This window comes from Streptomyces zhaozhouensis (assembly GCF_900230195.1).
GTDB lineage: Bacteria > Actinomycetota > Actinomycetes > Streptomycetales > Streptomycetaceae > Streptomyces > Streptomyces zhaozhouensis.
In genome coordinates this window covers 1-2,899 of record NZ_OCNE01000053.1, presented here as the reverse complement: position 1 = coordinate 2,899, position 2,899 = coordinate 1, and the positions used below count along the sequence as shown (strand labels likewise).

The following is a 2,899-nucleotide window of genomic DNA, read 5'->3' as shown; positions in this document are numbered from 1 at the left end:
GAGTCGGTGCGTTACGCGGACGCGGTGTCGGTGATGGAGGAGCAGGGGGTGCGGACGTTCGTGGAGATCGGCCCCGACGCCGTCCTCACCGCGCTGATCCCGCGCATCGTGCGCGACCCGGACGCCGTCGCCGCCCTCGCCCCGGTGCGCTCCCGCCGCCCCGAGCCCGAGTCCCTGGTGCGGGTCCTCGGCGCGCTGCACGGCCGGGGCGTCCCCGTGGACTGGGAGGCGTTCTTCGCCGGCACCGGCGCCCGCCGGGTCCCGCTGCCCTCCTACGCCTTCCAACGCTCCCGCCACTGGCTGGACCGGCTCGACGGAGGGACACCCGCGCCGGGAACGGCCCCCGCGCGTGCCGAAGCGGAAACCCCCGCCGGGCCCGGGACGCTCGCCGAGCGGCTGGAGGGCCTGAGCGCCACCCAGCGCGAGCGGCATGTGCGGGAGCTGGTGACCGGGCTGGTCGCCGCCGTCACCAAGCATCCCGACCCGGGGAGCATCGCCCCCGACCGGCCCTTCCAGGACCTCGGGTTCGACTCGCTGACCGCCGTGGAGCTGCGCAACCGGCTCGCCAGGAGCACCGGCGTCAGCCTGCCCCCGACCGTGGTCTTCGACCATCCGAACCCGGCGGCGCTCGCCGCGTTCGTGGTCGCCGCCGCCGTGCCCGAGCCGGCCGCGCCGGCCGACCACGGGCGCGAGGTGCGGGCCGGCCTCGACCGACTGGAGGCGGCGCTGGAGGCGCTGCCGCGCGAGGACGGGGCCCGCGACGAGGCCGGCACCCGGCTGCGGAGCCTGCTCGCGCGGCTGGGCGGCACCGGCGCCGATGCCCCCGCCGCCACGGGCTCCACCGGAGCCGAGGCGCAGGAGCTGAGCGCGGTCGCCTCCGCCGACGAGATCTTCGACTTCATCGACTCCCGGCTCGGCCGCACGGCGGACTGACCGGCCACCCGCTCCCGCGCGCCGCGCCCCACCGCTCGCACCCCACCTCGCCCCACCGTTCGTTCCGCCGCGCCTCCAGGCCCGGCGCCCGGGGACCGTGCGCCCCGGCACCCGACGAAAGGCTGCCTCGCATGTCCGCTGACACGCCCGCCCCGACCGCCTCGCCGCAGTCCACGACCAGCAGGGAGGAGAAGCTGGTCGACTACCTCAAGTGGGTGACCGCCGACCTGCAGAAGGCGCGGGAGCGGATCACCGAACTGGAGTCGGCCGCCGAGGAGCCGGTCGCGATCGTCGGCATGGCCTGCCGGTTCCCCGGCGGCGTCGCCTCCGCCGACGACCTGTGGCGGCTGGTCGCCGAGGGCCGGGACGGGATCGGCCCGTTCCCCGCCGACCGGGGCTGGGACCTGGACGCGCTCTACGACCCGGACCCCGACCACCCGGGCACCTCCTACGCCAGGGAGGCCGGCTTCCTGGACGGGGCGGCCCTCTTCGACGCCGACTTCTTCGGCATCTCGCCCCGCGAGGCGCTGGCCATGGACCCCCAGCAGCGGTTGCTGCTGGAGACGGCGTGGGAGGCGCTGGAGGACGCCGGGATCGACCCGCGGGTGCTGCGGGGCTCGCGCACCGGTGTCTTCGCCGGCGTGATCGAGCAGAGCTATCACGGCCTGTCGGGGCCCGAGGAGCTTGAGGGCTATCTGATGACCGGCAAGCTCGGCAGCGTCGCCTCAGGCCGGGTCTCCTACACCCTCGGTCTCGAGGGCCCGGCCCTCTCGGTGGACACGGCCTGCTCCTCGTCGCTGGTCGCCCTCCACCTGGCCGTCGACTCGGTGCGGCGCGGCGAGTCGGAGCTGGCGTTGGCCGGCGGCGTCACCGTCACCGGCGCCCCCGGCGGCTTCGTCGACTTCTCCCGCCAGCGCGGGCTCGCGCCCGACGGCCGCATCAAGTCGTTCGCGGCGGCGGCCGACGGCACCTCCTGGTCGGAGGGGGTCGGGCTGCTGGTCGTCGAGCGGCTTTCGGACGCGCGGCGCAACGGGCACCGGGTGCTCGCCGTCGTACGCGGTTCGGCGGTGAACCAGGACGGTGCCAGCAACGGGCTGACCGCGCCGAACGGTCCCGCCCAGGAGCGGGTCATTCGGGCGGCGTTGGCGGACGCGGGGTTGCGTCCGGCCGAGGTGGACGTGGTGGAGGCGCACGGGACGGGCACCCGGCTGGGTGATCCGATCGAGGCGGGTGCGCTGCTGGCCACCTACGGCCGGGAGCGTGACCAAGCCCCGCTGTATCTGGGTTCGTTGAAGTCGAACATCGGCCATACCGTCGCCGCCGCCGGCGTCGGCGGGGTCATCAAGATGGTGCAGGCGATGCGCCACGGTGTGCTGCCGCGCACGCTGCACGTGGACGAGCCCACACCGATGGTGGACTGGTCAGGTGGCGCGGTCGAGTTGCTGACGGAGGAGCGGGAGTGGCCGGCCGTCGCCGACCGGCCGCGCCGGGCGGCCGTCTCCTCGTTCGGCGTCAGCGGCACCAACGCCCATGTCATCCTGGAGGCCCCGCCGAAGGAGCCGGCGCGCGCGCCGGAGGTCACGACCGCCCTTCCCGCCGTTCCCTGGATCCTCTCCGCGCGCGGCGAGCGCGCCCTCGCCGACCAGGCGCGGCGGCTGCTCTCCCACCTCGCCGAGCACCCCGGCCCGTCCCCCGCCGACGTGGGGCTCTCCCTGGCCACCACCCGCACCCTGCACGACCACCGGGCCGCGGTGACCGGGGCCGACCGGGACGAACTGGAGAGCGCCCTGCGCGCGTTGGCGGCCGACCCCTCCCGGGCGCTGACCGCGAACGGCACCGTTCCCACCGACCGGATCGGTTTCCTGTTCACCGGTCAGGGTGCGCAGCGGGTGGGGATGGGGTTGGGGTTGGCGGGGGCGTTTCCGGTGTTCGGGGAGGCGTTGGGTGAGGTGTGTGGGGTGTTGGA

Annotated in this window: 2 protein-coding genes; both read left to right on the top strand. The window is 75.5% G+C overall.

Annotation, left to right across the window (positions count from 1 at the left end; all coding sequences use genetic code 11):
• The coding region (locus tag CRP51_RS27920; protein ID WP_245880856.1) for a phosphopantetheine-binding protein at nucleotides 1-933 on the top strand (933 nt) is incomplete at its 5' end.
• Between the two features lie 131 nt (nucleotides 934-1,064).
• Nucleotides 1,065-2,899, top strand: a 1,835-nt coding sequence (locus CRP51_RS27915) for a type I polyketide synthase (protein ID WP_141514711.1), incomplete at its 3' end; no start/stop codon positions are given.